This window comes from Bartonella sp. AC158YNML, from assembly GCF_042196725.1.
GTDB lineage: Bacteria > Pseudomonadota > Alphaproteobacteria > Rhizobiales > Rhizobiaceae > Bartonella.
In genome coordinates, this window is sequence record NZ_JBHIQU010000001.1 from 243,288 (window position 1) to 262,604 (window position 19,317).

General features: G+C 39.1%; 14 protein-coding genes and 1 pseudogene. 4 read left to right on the plus strand and 11 right to left on the minus strand.

Annotated features, from left to right (window positions below; translation table 11 throughout):
• Positions 1 to 54: 54 nt before the first annotated feature.
• The 9 genes from ACFIM1_RS00910 to nth all read right to left on the minus strand — a co-directional run bounded on the left by ACFIM1_RS00910 (position 55) and on the right by nth (position 9,003).
• A complete protein-coding gene (locus ACFIM1_RS00910; RefSeq protein WP_375608958.1) occupies positions 55 to 960 on the minus strand; it encodes a metal ABC transporter permease in 906 nt (301 codons plus the stop codon).
• Positions 957 to 1,823: a metal ABC transporter permease gene (locus ACFIM1_RS00915; RefSeq protein ID WP_375606165.1), complete on the minus strand. Its 867-nt coding sequence runs from the start codon at positions 1,821 to 1,823 to the stop codon at positions 957 to 959. Before ACFIM1_RS00915 ends, ACFIM1_RS00910 begins: the two co-directional genes overlap by 4 nt.
• Positions 1,820 to 2,650: a manganese/iron ABC transporter ATP-binding protein gene (locus ACFIM1_RS00920; RefSeq protein WP_375607867.1), complete on the minus strand. Its 831-nt coding sequence runs from the start codon at positions 2,648 to 2,650 to the stop codon at positions 1,820 to 1,822. Before ACFIM1_RS00920 ends, ACFIM1_RS00915 begins: the two co-directional genes overlap by 4 nt.
• Entirely contained in the window at positions 2,647 to 3,555 is a 909-nt protein-coding gene (locus tag ACFIM1_RS00925; RefSeq protein WP_375608957.1) for a metal ABC transporter substrate-binding protein, read from the minus strand. The genes ACFIM1_RS00920 and ACFIM1_RS00925 overlap by 4 nt, the downstream gene beginning before the upstream one ends.
• 290 nt (positions 3,556 to 3,845) lie before the next feature.
• Entirely contained in the window at positions 3,846 to 6,260 is a 2,415-nt protein-coding gene (gene pheT / locus ACFIM1_RS00930; RefSeq protein WP_375608956.1) for a phenylalanine--tRNA ligase subunit beta, read from the minus strand.
• Between the two features lie 32 nt (positions 6,261 to 6,292).
• Positions 6,293 to 7,375, minus strand: a complete 1,083-nt coding sequence (gene pheS, locus ACFIM1_RS00935; protein WP_375606169.1) for a phenylalanine--tRNA ligase subunit alpha — start codon at positions 7,373 to 7,375, stop codon at positions 6,293 to 6,295.
• A 94-nt stretch (positions 7,376 to 7,469) separates the two neighbouring features.
• Entirely contained in the window at positions 7,470 to 7,871 is a 402-nt protein-coding gene (rplT, locus tag ACFIM1_RS00940) for a 50S ribosomal protein L20 (RefSeq protein WP_012754515.1), read from the minus strand.
• Between the two features lie 33 nt (positions 7,872 to 7,904).
• Complete coding sequence (rpmI, locus tag ACFIM1_RS00945; protein WP_183193590.1) at positions 7,905 to 8,108, minus strand: 50S ribosomal protein L35; 204 nt, start codon at positions 8,106 to 8,108, stop codon at positions 7,905 to 7,907.
• 154 nt (positions 8,109 to 8,262) lie between these two features.
• On the minus strand, positions 8,263 to 9,003 hold the full coding sequence (nth, locus tag ACFIM1_RS00950) for an endonuclease III (protein WP_375606170.1): 741 nt from the start codon (positions 9,001 to 9,003) through the stop codon (positions 8,263 to 8,265).
• Between the two features lie 122 nt (positions 9,004 to 9,125).
• Here nth and ACFIM1_RS00955 point away from each other — a divergent pair, with 122 nt between their 5' ends.
• From ACFIM1_RS00955 to ilvD, 3 genes are all read left to right on the plus strand, one after another.
• Positions 9,126 to 9,557, plus strand: a complete 432-nt coding sequence (locus tag ACFIM1_RS00955) for an Hsp20 family protein (protein ID WP_375606171.1) — start codon at positions 9,126 to 9,128, stop codon at positions 9,555 to 9,557.
• Between the two features lie 26 nt (positions 9,558 to 9,583).
• A complete protein-coding gene (locus ACFIM1_RS00960; protein WP_375606172.1) occupies positions 9,584 to 9,835 on the plus strand; it encodes a DUF1150 family protein in 252 nt (83 codons plus the stop codon).
• A 967-nt stretch (positions 9,836 to 10,802) separates the two neighbouring features.
• On the plus strand, positions 10,803 to 12,641 hold the full coding sequence (ilvD, locus tag ACFIM1_RS00965) for a dihydroxy-acid dehydratase (protein ID WP_375607865.1): 1,839 nt from the start codon (positions 10,803 to 10,805) through the stop codon (positions 12,639 to 12,641).
• 21 nt (positions 12,642 to 12,662) lie between these two features.
• Here the strand turns inward: ilvD and ACFIM1_RS00970 are convergent.
• Positions 12,663 to 12,785 (minus strand): annotated as a pseudogene (locus ACFIM1_RS00970) (integrase); the annotation flags it as partial.
• Between the two features lie 1,257 nt (positions 12,786 to 14,042).
• Positions 14,043 to 16,787 (minus strand): DNA mismatch repair protein MutS, encoded by a 2,745-nt coding sequence (gene mutS / locus ACFIM1_RS00975; RefSeq protein WP_375608955.1) that lies wholly within the window; start codon positions 16,785 to 16,787, stop codon positions 14,043 to 14,045.
• Between the two features lie 195 nt (positions 16,788 to 16,982).
• Here mutS and ACFIM1_RS00980 point away from each other — a divergent pair, with 195 nt between their 5' ends.
• The gene (locus tag ACFIM1_RS00980) at positions 16,983 to 19,283 is read left to right on the plus strand and encodes an NADP-dependent malic enzyme (RefSeq protein WP_375608954.1); all 2,301 of its coding nucleotides are present in this window, start codon (positions 16,983 to 16,985) and stop codon (positions 19,281 to 19,283) included.
• Positions 19,284 to 19,317: the final 34 nt, after the last annotated feature.

Here is a 19,317-nt window from a genome sequence, read left to right on the forward strand (position 1 = left end):
CACGAGAGACAATACATAAAAATGCATGGCTGATATGCGAGAATTTTATTATCTTCAAGTTTCTTGAACTGTGTTTTGACGAAAGAAAATCATCATGAAAATAGCAATAAAAATCAATGTTAAGATTAACACAATTGTGGAAGCAGAATCAGAGCCGATAAATAAGCTGAGATAAATCCCTAAAAAACCAGAAAAAGCGGCAACAAGTATCGCGATTATTAACATAAAAGAAAACCGCTTTGTGACAAGATAGGCAATTGCTCCTGGTGCTATCAGTAAAGAAATAACGAGCACGATACCTACAGCTTTCAAAGCCGCAACAATTGTAAGAGAAATCATTGTTAGAAGGGTATAATGGAGTAGAGATATTGGCAATCCCATTGCACGACCTTGAATTGAATCAAAAATATACAGCATAAAGTCACGCCATTTTGCTGCTAAAATAAAAGTGACAACAATAGAAATAATTGCTGTCTGCATAATATCAAGCCAGTTAACACCTAAGAGATTACCAAATAGAATATGATTTAAATCTAAGCTACTATAAATAGAGGTGGCTAAAACAAGCCCTAAACCAAACATTGAAGAAAAGACCACACCCATCACCGTGTCCTGTTTGATACGGCTATTGCTTCCTAAAAAACCCGTTAATAGTGCACACACCATTCCTGCAACAAAAGCACCGCAAGTAATCAAAGTCATTGTAATATTCTCGGGACGCATATGCTGAATCCAAGCAAATGGCAAAGAAGTTAAAAATGCGATTACCCATGGTGTTGTCATATAACCAACAACAACACCGGGAAAAACTGCATGGGAAATGGCATCGCCTAACAGTGCCCATCCTTTTAAGATAAGAAAGCAGGAAAGCATTGCCATTGGAACAGAAAGAATCATGGTAATAAGCATACCTTTAAGCATAAAAGAAAATTGAAACGGAAGCAGTAATTGATCAATCATGATAATATCACACCCTTTTTTGCCGCATTTATACGTAAGCGTGCAGCAATAAATCCGTGTTTAGGAGCAAAAATAAAAGCCAAAATAAATAAAAATGCTTGAAAAAGTACTACAACCCCACCTGTTTGCGCATTCAAAAAATAACTTACATAAACACCCAAGACACTTGTGAATGTTCCAATTATAACTGCAATAATCAAGACATTTACGAAACGATCACTTAAAAGATAGGCTGTTGCCCCAGGTGTCACAACAAGACAAATGACTAAGAACGCTCCAACGGTTTGCATGGCAGCAACCGTACAAGCGGCCAGCAATGTGAAAAAGAGAATCTTTAAAAACTTTACGTTTAATCCAATGGCGTGCGCATGCGTTTCATCAAATAATGAAACAAGAAGATCTTTCCATTTCAAAAGCAATATAAGCAAAGAAAAAAAGCCGATAAAAGCCAATTGTAGAATATCTGTTGAACTAACTGCTAAAATATTTCCCAAAACAATCGTATCAATATTAACAGCCATTGGTTTTAATGATTTGAGAAATAACCCAAAGGCAAAAAAGGAAGAAAAAATGAGCCCAATAATGGTATCTTCTTTAAGTTTTGTTCGATGGTTAAAAAAGAGCATTGCTGCTGCTGCAAGACCACCAGAAAAAAAAGCGCCGAGTGAAAAAGGTAACCCTAAAAGGTAAGCTCCTGCTACACCAGGAACAATCGAATGGGAAAGTGCATCACCAATCAATGACCAACCTTTTAACATCAAAAAAGCCGAAAGAAAGGCACAAACACACCCAACTAACCCAGAAACCCACATTGCATTCACCATATATTGATAGCTCAGTGGCTCAAGCAACCAAGAAATCATGCAACGTGCTCCACTCTTTCAATATCTTCACAAACTGCAGACTGCTTTCTTCCCATGAAAACATCATTTTTTTTTGTGCTTTGAAGATCAAAAATATGGTGGTGCAAAGACCCTCCAAAAGTTTTTTCCAGATTTTGCTTTGTAAAGATTTTTTCAGTTAATCCGGAAGCTAACACTGTTCCTTTTATTAAAACCGTATGATCACAAAATTCACGAACAGAGCCCAAATTGTGAGTTGAAACCAAGATCACAGCTCCTTCTTTACGAAGATCTTGTAACAAAGCAATGATTTTATCTTCTGTTGTAACGTCAACCCCTGTAAACGGCTCATCTAATAAAATAGCTTTTGCTTTTTGTGCAAGAGCGCGTGCTAGAAAAACACGCTTTTTCTGTCCACCAGAAAGTTCTCCAATTTGGCGCTTAGCAAAAGCCAGCATATCAACACGTTCTAAAGCAATACGAACGGCTTCATAATCTTGTGTACGGGCATAGCGAAAGAAATTCATATGACCGTACCGCCCCATCAATACAACATCTTCAACCAAGACAGGAAAATTCCAATCGACATCTTCACTTTGAGGAACATAAGCAATAAGATTTTTTTTCAAAGCTACATCAACGGGCAAATCAAACATGCGAATTTTTCCCTTTGAGGGGCGTACAAACCCCATAATCGCTTTAAATAACGTTGACTTACCGGATCCATTAACACCAACCAATGCCGTAATAGAACCCTTTGGACTTTCAAAATTCACTTCGCGTAAAGCTGTATGTCCATTACGATAAGTTACCGTTACCCCTTGGGCAAATATTCCACATTCCGTCATTGGCTTTTTACTCCCTCTGCTAGAGCCTTGCTAATACGCCCACTCGTGACACGTAATAAATCAATATAAGTGGGGACCTCACCATTTTTCTCACTCAGAGAATCAACATAGAGAACACCACCGTATTTAGCCCCTGTTTCTCTGGCAACCTGCTTAGCAGGCGCAGGGGAAATAGTGCTTTCAGAAAAAACTGCATGAATATTGTATTTGCGAACCATATCAATAACATGCTTGACCTGCTGTGGTGTTCCTTGTTGGTCAGCATTGATGGGCCATAAATAAAGTTCTTTTAGATCAAAATCACGCGCCAAATAGCTAAAAGCCCCCTCACTGGTCACAAGCCAACGCTTATCTTGCGGTACGGCTTCTAATTCAGCTCTAATTGGATCAATCGTTGCACGAATTTTCTGTTTATAAATTTCAGCATTCTCTTTATAAATTTCAGCATGTTCAGGGTCATATTTTACAAAAGCATCGCGAATATTATCAACGTAAATCAAAGCAGAGGTTGGTGACATCCACGCATGAGGATTGGGTTTACCGCTAAAAGGGCCCTCACCAATTTTAATGGGTAGAATACCTTTTGAAACAACAACACTTGGAACATCCTTGATATTTTGAAAAAACTTTTCAAACCAAAGCTCTAACTCTAAACCATTCCACAATACAAGGTTAGCTCCCTGAGCACGCATAAGATCGCGTGGGGTGGGTTGATATTCATGAATTTCCGCACCTGGTTTTGTAATGGATTCAACATCAGCGGCATCACCTGCTACATTGCGTGCCATATCAGCAATGATAGTAAATGTCGTAACAGCTTTAAATTTACCAGCACACAAAGCAAAATTGGGTGTAAAAAAAATAACACTTCCAAAAACTACGGTGAAAAATGTTCTTACGTTCATTGATGCTCTCTTTCCTTTATATGCCTTCTTTTTATTGCAAATAATTTGCATTATCATTTAGCAATAGCAGTTATCTTTTACATTTGCAATGAAGGATTAAGAGAAAAAATAACTTTTCAAGATGTTTAAAAACAGTTTTTTTATATTGAAAAAACTGATGATTTAAGCAGCTTGTTTTGGTAATAAGATCCCCTTTCAAGAAGCTCTATAGCTCTTGAGTGCTAAACAAAAAGGGAGTACTCAAACAAGCTCCCACTTCATGTAAAATATCTCATAAAAAATGAGAATACTCAGTAGCGCAAATATGCACCTGTCATTTTGGTAACATTATCCACGATTTTTGAGGCAAGCTTTTCTAAATCTTCATCTGTTAGAGTCCGTTCTATGGGCTGAATAGTTACTTCAATTGCAACAGATTTTTTATCTTCACCAAAGCTTAAATCTTCAAAAATATCAAAAACCTGCACTGAATGAATAAGTTTTTTATCAGCTCCACTTGCCGCCCGAATAATAAGAGAAGAGGCAACAGTTTTATCCGCTATAAAGGCAAAATCACGCCGCACCATTTGAAAAGGTGAGAGTTTCAAAGGAGGACGGCTTTTGGTCGTTTTTTTCTTTGATTCTGGAATTCGGTCTAGAAAAATTTCAAAGCCGCATAAAGGACCACTGACATCTAACGTTTCTAATGTAGCAGGATGAAAAACACCAAAAAAACCAAGAATAATCTTTGATCCAAGTTTTATGACACCTGAACGACCTGGATGATACCAATCAGGTGCTCCAACTTCAATCTGCACTTTCCCAACATCCATATCACATGCTTCTAAAACAGCTAAAGCATCTGCTTTGGCATCAAAAACATCAACGACGGTTGCATTTCCATTCCAAAAACGCCCTGCCCCTTTAAATTGCTCTGTTCCGCGACGAACTCCACTAACAACGCGGTGTTGTTTATCAGGGGCGTCGCCTTCATAAATACTGGATACTTCAAACAAAGCAAGATCGGAAAAACCACGATCAGCATTTCTCTGTGCCGCCATAATCAAACCAGGTAAAAGGGAAGGACGCATTACTGACATATCAGCAGCAATAGGATTAACTAATTTAAGCTCTTCTTGACCTCCTCCAAAAGCAAGAGCTTGATTTTCAGAAATAAAAGACCATGTTACCGCTTCTTTCATACCACGTTGTACTAAAGCCAAACGTGTAGCACGTGAACGAATTTGTGCGCATGTTAAAATTTGATCTTTTCCTTCTGCAAAGTTTTCCAAAGGAATAGGTTTAATTTTATCTAACCCATAAATTCTCATGACCTCTTCCACCAAATCGGCTTTACCCATAATATCAGGGCGCCATGATGGTACTTTTACCGTAACGACATCTCCTTTTCCTTCAACGAAAAATCCAAGTTTTGTTAAAATAGAGCTGACTTTTTCAGGTTCTATTTCCAAATTTGTTAAACGTTTAATTTCAGAAAAAGGAAAAGCGATCTGTTTGATTTCTTGTTGCTGATAGCCAACGATTCTTTTTTTAGATACTTCACCACCACAAAGACGTAAGACCAATTCTGTTGCAGTTTCAAGCCCTGTTTCTATAAAAGCCGGATCAACACCTCGTTCAAATCGATAACGTGCATCACTGATAAGACCTAATGCTCTTCCTGTTTGTGCAATGCTTTGCGCATCCCAAAGCGCCGATTCAATAATCACGCGATGTGTTGTTTCATCACAACTCGTTCTTTCACCGCCCATGATACCGGCAATCGAAACAACCCCCTCGTCATCTGCAATGACACAATTCTTAGCGCCCAGATGATAGACTTTTCCGTTTAGTGCTTGAAGCTGTTCTCCCTCACGAGCACAACGTACACACAAATTACCTTTAATTTTATCTGCATCAAAAACATGGAGTGGACGACCAAGGTCAAAACTGATGTAATTGGTCATATCAACAAGCGCATTAATCGGTCTCAAACCAATTGCATTCAAACGCTGTTGCATCCACTGTGGTGATTCGCCATTTTGAACATTGCGTACTTCACGCCAAGCGAAACCTAAACATAATGATGAACCTTGCGAAAAATCTAATGAAACATCGAGAGGTGTTTCAAAAGAAGGCTCAAGTTTTGACAAGGATAATTCTTTTAATTTTCCCATTCCAGCGGCAGCAAGATCACGGGCAATACCGCGAACACCTGTACAATCGGAACGATTGGGAGTCAAACCAATATCAATGATCGGATCATCTAAACCAGCATAAGCTGCAAATGAATCTCCAATAGGTGCATCTTCTGGAAGTTCGATAATCCCGTCATGCTCATTTGTTAATTCAAGCTCCGCTTGCGAACACATCATCCCAAAACTTTCAACACCGCGGATTTTTCCTACAGATAATGTTACATCAAGTCCTGGAATATAAGTGCCTGGTAGTGCCAGAACACCAATAAGACCTGCTCGTGCATTTGGTGCTCCACAGACAACTTGAACAGGTGTAGCAGTTCCTGTATCCACTGATAAAATTTGAAGTTTATCGGCATCAGGATGTTTTATTGCTGTTAAAACTTTTGCAATCACAAAACCTTTTAAAGAAGATCGATCATCAACGTGATCAACCTCAAGACCGATAGCGGTTAATTTTTCACAAATTTCATCCAAAGATGCATTTGTCTCTAAGTGATCTTTTAACCAGGACAATGTAAACTTCATTTTAAAACCTCACATGAAAGCGATGACTAAGATCACACATTTCTATTAGGAAAAAAAGCAGGCATATCAAAGCAACGAAAGCCATAATGGTCTAACCAACGCAGGTCAGCATCAAAAAAAGCCCGCAAATCAGGCATACCGTATTTCAACATGGCAATACGATCAATGCCCATTCCCCATGCAAAGCCTTGATATTCATCGGGATCTAAACCAACATTTTTCAACACATGAGGATGCACCATTCCGCATCCTAAAATTTCCAACCAACCCTGTCCTTCACCAAATTTTATTTCTGAACCAGAACGATCACATTGAATATCCACTTCCATAGATGGTTCGGTAAAAGGGAAAAAAGAGGGACGAAAACGCATTTTTACAGAGGGAACTTCAAAAAATTCTTTACAAAAGGTTTCATGTAGCCACATCATATGGGCAATGGTGGAGGTTTTATCAATGACAAGACCTTCTACCTGATGGAACATAGGAGAATGCGTTGCATCCGAATCCATGCGGTAAGTTTTTCCAGGAATAATGATCCGTATCGGTGCTTTTTGTTTTTCTAGTGTACGAATTTGTACGGGTGATGTATGGGTTCGCAATAATTTTCTCTCTCCCATTTTATCAACATCAAAAAAGAAGGTATCATGCATTTCACGCGCTGGATGCCCTTCAGGAAAATTCAATGCTGTAAAATTATAATAATCTGTTTCAATATCTGGACCTTCGGCAAGAGAAAAACCCAACTTCGTATAAATGGCAATAATTTCCTCAATCACTTGTGAAATAGGATGAATGCGTCCCCTTTCTATAGGTGAAGAGCGAACAGGCAAGGTAACATCAACTGTTTCACGAGAAAGACGGGCATCCAGTGCCTGTCTTTTCAGAAGATCACGCTTTTGTGCCCATAATTCTAAAATGCGATTTTTTAATCCATTAAGAACAGGTCCAACTTTATGGCGCTCGCCAGCATCCATTTTTCCTAATTCTTTTAATTTTTCAGAGATACTACCTTTTTTACCCAATGCTGAAATACGCACTGTTTCAAGTGCTTGTTCATCACCTGCTGCCTCTAAGGCTAAACAAATTTCTTGTTCCAGACGCTCAATATCATTCATATTTTTGCCTATTTTCTAATAAAGAAAAACCCGCACTCGCAATAGCCAGCACGGGACCTCGAATAAATAAATGCTTTAAGAGAACACGACTGGCTTACTTGACAGCGCCTTCAAAAGCATTAGGTGTTGTGTCTTTTAAATATTCTAAAGCTTTTTTTGCTGAAGCGACTAGAGCAGAAAATGCTTCCGCCTCGTGGATTGCTATGTCTGAAAGAACCTTACGATCAACTTCAATACCAGCTTTTGATAAGCCATCAATAAAACGTCCATAAGTTAAACCTTCTGCACGAACAGCCGCATTAATTCTCTGAATCCACAAAGCACGGAAAGTACGCTTTCTATTTTTGCGGTCACGATAAGCATACTGCTTTGAACGATCAACTGCTGCTTTAGCAGCACGAATGGTATTTTTACGTCGACCATAAAAGCCTTCAGCTTGTTTAAGAACTTTTTTGTGCTTAGCGTGTGCTGTCACACCTCTTTTCACACGAGCCATATTATAATCTCCTCAAAATCAAAAGCGTAAGGTTTAAATACCATTCGGCAAATAATGCTGAATGACTTTTTTAGCATCTTGTTCACACAAAACCATTGTTCCACGTGCATCGCGAATAAATTTATTCGAACGCTTAATCATGCCGTGGCGCTTACCAGCAGCTGCTACTTTAATTTTGCCTGACGCAGTGATTTTAAACCGCTTTTTAGCGGATGATTTGGTCTTCATCTTGGGCATTTTGCTACTCCATACATTAATTGATTCAATCAAACATTTTATTTGATCAAGCGGACCAACGCTTGAACAAGCATTTAAACAGCCACGGCATGCCCTGCCGGGCGGTTCCAAAAATGTTCTCATAAGCTAGTATACACAAAATAGCAAGACCGTATTATAAAAAAATGGGCGCTCCATTGCCTTGAATTTCAACCAGAGGTGCCGGAATAGCATTTGTTTTGCTTGCGGCTTTACATAAATCGGCAATAATGCATTGCGCACATTTTGCTTGACGTGCTTGACAAATATAGCGTCCATGTAAAATTAGCCAATGATGCGCATGACGAAGATAATAGATCGGTATAATCTTTAATAATTTTTTTTCGACAATCTCTGGTGTTTTGCCAGGCGCTAAACCAAGACGATTGCTTAAGCGAAAAATATGTGTATCTACTGCCAATGTAGGTTGACCAAAAGCAACATTCAAAACAACATTAGCCGTTTTTCGTCCCACTCCAGGGAGGGACATAAGTGCTTCACGCGTATCAGGGACTTGACCGCCATATTGATTAATTAAACAGTTGCAAAGTGCATAAATATTGCGTGCTTTTGCTCGCCAAAGACCGATTGAACGGATATGAAGTGCTATTTCTTCTTCCCCTAATGCAACCATTTTTTCCGGTTGATCAGCAAGGCGAAATAATTCTTTTGTCGCTTTATTAACGCTTACATCTGTCGCTTGAGCTGAAAGTACAACTGCCACCAAAAGCGTAAAAATATTTGTATAGATAAGATCACTCTTAGGCGCTGGGCGTTGCACAGAAAAACGGCGAAATATTTCTGCAACTTCATCTTTATTATATAATATACTAGATAAATTTCGCGCTTTTGATAATTTTATGGTACGTTGAGTCATTGAACTCTCTTAATTTTCTCTCTTGAAGTTATCATTTACGCTCGCCATATGAGAGGAATGCAGCGAACACTTTGTATAGAGTTTGGTCAAGTAACGCCGCTTTTCAAAGAGGATACTCATGAATGACACATGTGACGCCTTTCTCCAATCCTTTTCTTTTAGGATTTGAAACCGTAGAAAAAACATTGCAACGTATCGGTAAAGCTGATGAAGCTTACCCAGCCTATAACATTGAACGTTTACATAAAAACGATGATGCAAATCATATCCGGATAACTTTGGCTGTTGCTGGATTTAAGATTAATCATCTTAATATTTTGCTCGATGATAATCAATTGGTTATTCATGGTAAACAAACAGACAACCAAAATCATCAATATTTATATCGCGGTATAGCTGCGCGACAATTCCAGCGAATCTTTATTCTTGCGGAAGGGATGCATGTCACAAATGCGGAGTTGAAAAATGGTCTTTTATCAATTAATCTGTATCAACCAAGATTAAAAAAAGAAATAAAACAGATTCCAATTAAAGTCAGTAGTGGTGAGTCATAAAAGTTAAGGCGTAAAGGAACCGTGAAATGGGAGAACATAAACAAAACTTATCGTTTCAGAACACAGCCTACTCTGATGCGGGACAAATTGCCTATTTAAAAAAAGTTTGTACAGATGACTTGGCTAAAAACTTTCCTGATCTTCCACCAATGACCCCAGGCATTACCATATGGGCTCTCTTTGGTGAAACAGGTTATCCTATCATTTTATCCGATGAACGCTCTATCGCTCTTGCTGGAGCCAATGAGCATGAACTACAAATTGTAACTCTGCACTAGATTTCCTTACGAGAAAAACGGAGTTCTTTATAAATTCTATTCGTTTTTCTCATAAAGGGTATAATGATATAAGACATTGATTTATATTCATAATTAATTTTTTTACAACTGGAATGAGAGTCCCGAATATCATAAGGTTCTCTCATTTGAGATCTTCTTATGTTAAAACAATTAAAGTCACTTGCTTGATGTCATAAGCAAGGAGAGCCATGTGGATAAAAACACTTGAAGAAAGGAATAAAAATCTCTCTTTTTAATTGTCTTAATTGCCAAGGACTTCGCAACATTGGGGATGAGTAAAATGTATGATGGTGTTTGTTTTCTTCTTCATAAGTGGTGAGGATGCTTCTCATAAGTTTATATTATTCACGAGGGCCGTTATACCTTTATGGGCGCTGTCATGAACTGAGTTCGAGCGCAGTGAGAAATGTTTCTTTAAAACGAATGCGTAAATTGGCAATACAAGTGTATTTTGTTTGGTGTGTTTTGTTCTTCCTAAGGGGGTAACTCCATTGAAGAGTGTGAAAAACAAAAGTATGAGACAGCGCCTCATCATTATTTAAAAGATATTACTATGGAAGCTTTTGAAAGGTGTAAAGCTGAATTGTAAGGAGATGATAGATTTTTACCACGATGCCTTTATATTCTTTCCAATTTCAGAAATTACGCAAATAGATATACGCAATATAGCCATCAAATCTGGCATACAAAAATCTAGAACAGTTCATACTGCACTGAATCGTCTTGACATTTTTCTCAAACATAGAGTTACGCAGAGATGAGATGTTGATTGATAAGGAATAGAAAAAACAAAAGCTTTATGAGGAAGTTGATGCAAATCTTTTAATTTTGTGCTTCAAATGTCTCAGTCCAAGGTATTTTTCTCTTTTGAATACTAAAGCTCTTGTTTTTATAATGAAGTTACAGCACAACAAGAAAAATGGAATTATTTGAGGGGAAAAAAATAATGCCTTCTTACCGTTCAAGAATATCGACTCACGGGCGTAATATGGCAGGAGCCCGCGGTCTTTGGCGTGCAACAGGGATGAAAGATGCAGATTTTGGTAAACCCATTATTGCGATTGCGAATTCTTTTACACAATTTGTACCAGGACATGTCCATTTAAAGGATCTTGGGCAATTGGTTGCACAACAGATAGCCGTTGCTGGTGGTGTTGCGAAAGAGTTTAACACTATTGCTGTAGATGATGGAATTGCGATGGGGCATGATGGAATGCTTTATTCTTTGCCTTCACGCGAAATTATTGCTGATTCTGTAGAGTATATGGTTAATGCACATTGTGCGGATGCACTTGTCTGTATTTCTAATTGTGACAAAATTACGCCTGGTATGTTAATGGCTGCTTTACGGTTGAATATTCCAACAATCTTTGTTTCAGGCGGTCCTATGGAAGCAGGTAAGATTAAATGGAAAGATCAAGATCTAATGGTTGATTTGGTTGATGCCATGGTCGCAGCAGCTTCAGAACAGAATTCAGAAGAAGAAGTTGCTGAAATGGAGCGCGCTGCTTGTCCTACATGTGGTTCTTGTTCAGGAATGTTTACGGCCAACTCTATGAATTGTTTAACGGAAGCATTGGGGCTTTCGCTTCCCGGAAATGGATCAATGCTAGCAACACATGCAGATCGACGGATGCTTTTTGAAGAAGCTGGAAAACAGATTGTTACATTGGTCAAGCGTTATTATGAAGAAGATGATGAAACAGTTTTGCCACGCTCTATTGCTTCACGCAAGGCTTTTGAAAATGCAATGACCGTTGATATTGCCATGGGAGGATCAACCAATACAGTACTGCATCTTTTAGCAGCGGCGCAAGAAGGTGAGGTGGATTTTACCATGACGGATATTGATCATCTTTCACGTCGTGTTCCTGTTTTATGCAAGGTTGCTCCTTCTGTTGCGAATGTGCATATGGAAGATGTTCATCGTGCCGGTGGTATTATGGGGCTTTTAGGCGAATTGGATGCGGCGGGACTCATTGATACGTCAACTTATACGGTTCACGCAAAAACGATGAAAGAAGCTTTGTACCGTTGGGATGTAAAACAAACCAATGAACCAACAGTTCGTGCATTTTATCGTGCTGCTCCAGGTGGCATTCCAACCCAAACCGCTTTTAGCCAATCTAGTCGCTATGAGACTCTTGATCTTGATCGTGAAAAAGGTGTGATTCGCGATAGGAAACATGCTTATTCACAAGATGGAGGATTGGCAGTTCTTTATGGAAATCTTGCAAAAGATGGCTGTATTGTAAAGACAGCAGGTGTTGATCAGTCAATTTTAACCTTTAAAGGTCCAGCAAGAATTTTTGAAAGCCAAGATTCAGCTGTTTCAGCTATATTAACGGATAAGATTAAAACAGGTGAAATTGTTTTAATCCGTTATGAAGGTCCTCGTGGTGGACCTGGAATGCAAGAAATGCTCTATCCAACGAGTTATCTCAAATCTAAAGGATTGGGCAAGGTTTGTGCACTTGTTACGGATGGACGTTTTTCAGGGGGGAGCTCAGGGCTCTCGATAGGACATATTTCACCAGAAGCTGCTGAAGGAGGAGAAATTGCGTTGGTAGAAGAGGGGGATATCATAGAAATTGATATTCCAAATCGTAGCATTCATATATTGGTTGATGACATTGAAATGAGGCAGCGTCGTGCTAAGATGGAAGCAAAAGGAAAAGGTGCTTGGCAACCGGTTGAGAAGCGTCAGCGTAAAATTTCAAAGGCTCTCAAAGCTTATGCAGCGATGACCACATCTGCTTCAAAGGGTGCAGTTCGTAATATTTGATGAGATAAAGGATGCGTTTTAAGAGACATCTCTCAATGCTCCCAAGCGCATTTTGCGACGGTACCTATGAATGGTATAACGATAAATCCATTGAACAGCCCCATCTTTACGCTTGAGAAGAAGCAAGCCGGCACCATCACACACTTTGCCAGCTCATGGATGTTGCTACAATCCTTGGGGTTCATAAGAGGCATTTGTATTATAGTTTTTCCCACACACTCATCCCGCTTGTGATGTGCAAGCAAGTGATTTTGATTGGTTTAAGATAAACAGGCTTGAAATGAAAGAATCTTACGATATTTGGGGGGGGCTAATTCAAGTTCAATAACGCTAAACTTTAATTATAAATCAATGTATTGACTTATAAAAGAAAGATAGTCCTCTAAGAGATTTTTTGGTATCTTTTGCACGATATTCTAAGCGGATAAGTTTATGAGCTTATCAGGATATTTTGAGTTATCGTAAGTATGATTAAAAGGCGATGCATAAAATTTATAAAAGCTGCTGCGGATTTTTTTTAGTAGTTGTGTAAGACAGGTGAGGTCGTATCAAGCGCTTTTCATATCATATTCTAGTTTTATGCAAGGTTATGATCTCTTATTACTCATCTTATGAAAGATATTTATTGTACTGGTGATATTATTTTGTTGGGCTATAAAACACTGTCATTGAGACGTGGGATATAAGAAAGCTTTCAACATTTAAGTGTTTTTAACGTGAGTTGTGAATATTCTTAGGCTTGTTTGTCAAGTCCTTGTGTAAGTTAATTACATGAGTGGGAAGCTTAAGAGGAAGCCGCTAGAATTGGGACTGTTTACAGATCAAATTCGAGTGGAAATCTTCGTCGTTTAAGGTTGGGAAGGATTTCAAAAGCTTTTTTTAGGAAAATAAAATGCAATTAGAATATCATTGATATACTTAATTATATGATTCATGTGGAAACAGTAAAAGAGTTCTTTATCATTTGAAATATAAAGAAAAAGCGTAATCTATTGCACGTGAATTTATCATGCAAAATGGGGTAGTATGATACACACAGACAGCTTTAAACCAACGCTGTTGCTATGAGTAAGATAATATTGAGCGTAAAAAAGCGTAATTCATTAAACATGCATGTTGGCAAGGTGGAGGAGAATTCAAGATAATCGTTGCAAAAAATGATTGTCTTGTAAAAAGAATCGATGTGGATCAATTTTTTTGTATAAACGTCAAGATTGATCTAAGGAAATATGAAATATAATGCATAGGATTTTTCCTCTAGATGCATTCTACTTATCAAAATATATTGCGTAGAAAAGCAATAGGAATAAGGTAAACAAATATTTGTACCAAAACATATCAAAAAAGGACACTTTATTTCCTATTAAGAAAGCTTATTTAATAAAAAGTAACATCTGTTTTCTATAGGGGGGTACTCTCTTCAAGCTGTTTGAGGTGGTAAATTGTTTCTAAAGCTTGCTTAGGAGAGAGTTCATCAGGATGGATATTTTTTAAAGCTTCGTGAAGAACACAATGTTTGTTTCTTTCTTCATTGACAGGAGATGTTGCTTTAAGAGAAAAGAGGGGTAAATCATCAATGAGTTTATGCCCTTTTCCAGCCATTTCACCTTGTTCTAGTTGATGGAGGACATCTGTCGCTCGTGTAATAACGGCTGGGGGAAGTCCAGCAAGCTTTGCAACTTGTACACCATAGGAACGGTCAGCAGCTCCTGGTATGACCTCATGAAGGAAAACCACATCACCATCCCAATTTTTGACTTTCATGGTTACATTATGCAGTCTATCAAGTTTTTCGGTAAGCGCAGTCATTTCATGAAAATGGGTAGCAAGAATAGCACGACAATGGTTAACTTCATGGAGATATTCAACGGCTGCCCAAGCAATAGATAGTCCATCAAAGGTTGATGTTCCACGTCCTATTTCATCAAGAATAACAAGGGAGTGGTGACTTGCATGGTTGAGAATCGTTGCTGTTTCCACCATTTCCATCATAAAGGTTGAGCGCCCTCGTGCAAGATCATCGGAAGCACCAACACGGCTAAACAGGCGATCAACGACGCCAATATGCGCTGAAGTTGCTGGAACAAATGACCCCATTTGTGCCATAATAGCAATGAGAGCATTTTGCCGCAAAAAAGTTGATTTTCCTCCCATATTAGGTCCAGTTAAAAGCCAGATTGCTGCATACTGTTGATTTTTTTGTACAGAGAGATCACAATTATTGGCAATAAAGGGTTCTGCGGCTTGTTTGCGGAGTGCTTGCTCGACGACAGGGTGGCGTCCTGCTGTAATATGAAAGGTCAGTGAATGATCAATTTTAGGGCGGCAATATCCTTGTTCTTCAGCAAGATGTGCTAGAGCGACAGAGACATCTAAAATTGCAAGTGCTTCAGAGGCTTTACGAATAAAGTCAACTTGTTCGGTAATTTCCTGAACGAGAATATCAAAGATTTCTAATTCAAGCGTCAATGCATGGTTGGCAGCATGGGCAATACGGCTTTCAAGGTCAGCAAGCTCTGTTGTCGTAAAACGCATAGCATTTGCCATTGTTTGGCGATGAATAAAACGTGCTTTAGCCTGTGGATTATTTGTGAGAGCAGATGCTTGTGTACTGGTTACTTCAATGAAATAGCCTAGAATATTATTATGCTTTATTTTAAGCGTCTTAATATCTGTTTCTTGGGCATATTTCGCTTGAAGTTCAGCGATAACGCGGCGAGATTCGTCACGTAAAGCCCGCATTTCATCGAGTTCTTTATGATAATTGGAGCGAATAAATCCCCCATCACGTTTAAGCAGTGGGAGATCATCAGCTAATGCTTGCTCTAAATGAATGTATAAAGCTGTGGGTAAGTTTGAGAATATCTGCTGTACATCACTTATTTCTTGAGATAGGAGCTCATTATTAAGGAGTTGATGCAGTTCACGAATGATTTCAAAACCGCGTTGGATTGTCGCCATATCACGGGGGCCTCCTCGTCCAAGAGCCAAACGTGAAACGGCGCGGGGCATATCTGGTCCCCCTTTTAAAATAAGCTTTATCGCTTCTGCAAGAGAAGGATTACGTAGAAAAAAATCGATAGAATCCAAACGCGTATCAATCGCTGAAGGAGTGGTGAGGGGAGCAATAAGGCGGTCAATAAGAAGGCGTGACCCTCCTCCTGTTACAGTGCGATCAATCGCTTTTAATAAACTTCCATCCCGTTGACCTGATGTCGTACGAATAAGTTCAAGGCTTAATCTGGTTGCAGCATCAATAAAAAGAGTCGCACTTTCATTTTGGCGCTCAGGCTGCATGAGGGGAGGACGATGCGTGATTTGTGTTTTTTCGATATAACGAATAGCCGCCACAATTGCAGAGAGTTCGGAACGTGAATAATCGGCAACACCCTCAAGAGTTGAGAGTTTAAAATAATTGCAAATATCGCGTTCAGCGGTGAGTGCATCAAAGAGACAAGCAGGTTGAGGTGAAACGATACGATCAAGAACATTAAAAAGCGATTTGTGAGATTTATCATGAAAAAAGGAATCAGCAACAATGATTTCTTGTGGATCCACACGCATAATATCTGCCAAAAGTTTTTCTTGGCGGCTTTCTGTTACACGAAATATGCCTGTTGAGATATCAATCCAAGAAAGAGCAAACTCTTCTCCATCACTGGTTTTTATACGGGAAAGCGTCATCAAATAATTTGCACGCGTTGGATCAAGGAGTTTTTCTTCTGTTATTGTTCCAGGTGTTACAAGACGAACAACATCACGCCGAACAACAGATTTTGAGCCACGTTTTTTCGCTTCAGCAGGATCTTCTATTTGTTCACAAACAGCAACGCGATAACCACAAGCAATGAGTTTTTGCAAATAATCATCTGCCGCATGAACGGGAACACCACACATAGGAATATCTTGTCCTAAATGTTTTCCGCGTGCTGTGAGTGTGATTCCTAAAGCCTGAGCCGCTTCAATTGCATCATTAAAAAATAATTCATAGAAATCCCCCATCCTGTAAAAGAGAAGGGAATCATGATTGATGGCTTTGATTTCTATGTACTGCTCCATCATAGGTGTAAGACGTTCTTGAGAGGAAGCAGATGAGGAGGCAGGCTGTGGAATTAAATTATTTTTATGATTGTTTTTTTTATCCATTTGTACGAGGCCTGTTTCCTTTAAGTGAAGTTTTTACTCTTTTTTGTTTACTTCGATATTTATTTATCTCTAAATTGCAACGTATCATCAGATTTGCTAAGGCAAGAATAGCGATTTCTAACATATGAATCAAATTTAATAACTATACGCATTATCAAGCAAAATTTACACTGTTTTTGGAGAAAATAAAGTGAGATGAAAAAGAGCGAGCAGGATCAGAAAATGTCTCAAACTGTTTACAGTGCGAGCGAAAGAGAAGCTCTAGATTTTCATAGTCGTGGTCGACCAGGAAAGCTTGAGATTGTTGCAACAAAGTCTATGGCAACACAGCATGATTTAGCACTTGCTTATTCACCAGGTGTTGCAGTTCCAGTTAAGGCAATTGCTCAAAATCCAGCACTCGCTTACGATTATACAGCAAAAGGCAATCTTGTTGCTGTTATTTCAAATGGTACAGCTATTTTAGGGTTAGGCAATTTAGGTGCCCTTGCCTCTAAGCCGGTCATGGAAGGCAAAGCAGTGCTGTTTAAGCGTTTTGCGGATATTGATTCCATTGATTTAGAAATTGATATAAATGATACGGAAAGTTTTATCAATTTGGTGCGTCATTTAGAACCTTCTTTTGGTGGAATCAATCTTGAAGACATTAAGGCACCTGAGTGCTTTATGATTGAAAGCCGCCTACGCGAGGTGATGAATATTCCTGTTTTTCACGATGATCAACATGGTACAGCGATTATTGTTGCTGCGGGTGTTCTCAATGCTTTGACTTTAACAGGGCGCGATATGCAAAACACGCGGTTAGTCTGTAATGGTGCTGGTTCTGCTGGGATTGCTTGTATTGAACTGATTAAAGCAATGGGCTTTCGTTCTGAAAATATCATATTATGTGATACAAAGGGCGTGGTCTATGAAGGTCGTAAAGAGGGAATGAATCAGTGGAAATCTGCGCATGCTATTCGAACGGATAAACGTACGCTTATGGAAGCAATGGAAGGAGCAGATATATTTTTCGGGGTTTCTGCTAAAGGTGCTCTTACCCCTGAAATGGTAAAATCCATGGCGCCGCAGCCGATCGTTTTTGCTATGGCCAATCCCGATCCAGAAATTACGCCGGAAGAGGTTATGCAAGTGCGTCATGATGCTATTGTTGCAACAGGGCGTTCCGATTATCCAAATCAGATTAATAATGTTCTCTGTTTTCCTTATATATTTCGTGGTGCGCTTGATGTGCGTGCAACAGTTATTAATGAAGACATGAAGATTGCTGCGGCAAGAGCTCTTGCTGATTTAGCGCATGAGGAAGTACCTGACAGCGTTGCAGAAGCTTATCGTGGAAAGCGATTAAAATTTGGTCCTAATTATATCATTCCCGTTCCTTTTGATCCGCGTTTGTTCACAGTTGTTTCAATAGCGGTAGCAAAAGCAGCAATGGAAAGCGGTGTTGCACAAAAGAACATAGATGATTTAGAGGCCTATGAGCGTGATTTAAATGCGAGGCGTGATCCTACTTCTTCGATAATGCGTGGGGTTTATAACCACGTTCGTCAAGCGCCAAAACAAATTGTTTTTGCAGAAGGTGAAGAAGAACAAGTTATGCGGGCAGCCGTTTCTTATGTTCATCAAAAATTAGGACAAGCGATTTTGGTTGGTCGGGAAGAGCAAATAAGAGAAGCAGCTGTTATCGCTGGAATTGATTTGGAGCGTGAAGGTATTTCTATTATAAATGCCAAGCTTTCTTGCCGTACAGATGCTTATGCGAATTATCTTTATAAAAAGATGCAGCGTCAAGGCTGGCTGTTGCGTGACTGTCATCGTCGTATCAATAATGATCGCAATTATTTTGCTGCGTGTATGGTGGCACTAGGAGATGCTGATGCAATGGTTACAGGGGTGACACGCAATTATGAAACAGCGTTGATCGATATACGTCGGGCAATTGATGAAAAACCAAAAGAACGATTGATTGGTATTTCAATGGCCATTTGCCGTGGCCGAACTGTGTTTATTGCCGATACAGCTGTTTATGAAAATCCTAATGCTGAAGAATTTGCTGATATAGCGGAACAAACAGCTTCGTTTGTGCGTGGATTTGGATATCAACCACGGGTAGCATTTTTAGCATTTTCTACGTTTGGCTACATGAAAGGGCAGACGACGCAGCAAATTCAGGATGCAATTAATATTTTGCACGAACGCAAGGTTGATTTTGAGTTTGATGGAGAAATAAGCGCTGATGTGGCGCTCAATTCCAAATTGATGCAGCAATACCCATTTATGGGATTAACAGAGACTGCTAATATTTTAGTTATGCCTGGATATCACGCGTCTTCCATTGCCAGCAAAATGTTACAAGAACTTGGTGAAGCAACCATCATTGGTCCTATTTTAATTGGATTGGAAAAATCTGTCCAAATTGTACCATTTAGTGGAAGCGATACAGATGTTGTCAATATTGCAATGCTTGCGGCTTATCATGCCGAAAAAGTCATCTAAAGGAAAAAAAACCCCTAATATACCAATAATATAT